This is a genomic window from Caballeronia glebae, from assembly GCF_001545035.1.
Taxonomy (GTDB): domain Bacteria; phylum Pseudomonadota; class Gammaproteobacteria; order Burkholderiales; family Burkholderiaceae; genus Caballeronia; species Caballeronia glebae.
The window spans coordinates 1-680 of record NZ_FCOJ02000186.1; the positions used below are offsets into that span (position 1 = coordinate 1).

Genomic DNA, 680 nt, shown 5'->3' on the forward strand with positions numbered 1-680 from the left:
TCGACGACGACCTTTGGGCACTCATCGAACCGTTGCTGCCCCCTCCGAAGCCACGTCGGGCCCGTTATCCGGGGCGCAAGCCGCTCGACAATCGTGCGGTGCTCACCGGGATTCTCTTCGTCTTACAGACAGGCCTGCGTTGGGACCTACTCCCTCGCGAGATGGGCTGCGGCAGCGGCATGAGTTGCTGGCGTCGCCTGCGGGACTGGCAGGAGGCAGGCGTTTGGGAGCAACTGCACGAGGTGCTGCTTGGGCGACTGCGCGCAGCTGACCGAATCGACTGGTCTCGCGTCATCGTCGATTCCTCTTCAATCCGCGCTGTGGGCTCAGGTCAAAAACAGGACCGAATCCCACAGACCGTGCGCGACCCGGTTCAAAGCACCACCTCATCACCGAAGCGCAGGGCATCCCGCTCGCGGTGATACTGACCGGCGCCAACCGCAACGACGTCACTCAACTTCAAGCGCTGGTCGAGGCTATCCCGCCTATCAGCGGCAAACGTGGCAGACCACTATCAAAGCCTCGGGTCGTTCAAGGCGACAGAGGCTACGACCACGACAAACATCGACGTCCACTGCATGCCGCCGGCATTGCAACCGAAATCGCTCGGCGCGGTCAGCCCCACGGTAGCGGATTAGGCAAAACACGCTGGGTGGTGGAGCGGACCATCTCGTGGCTTC

Annotated in this window: 1 pseudogene; it reads left to right on the forward strand. The window is 62.8% G+C overall.

Features of this window, described 5'->3' with window-relative positions:
- Positions 1-680 (forward strand): annotated as a pseudogene (locus tag AWB82_RS36730) (IS5 family transposase); the annotation flags it as partial.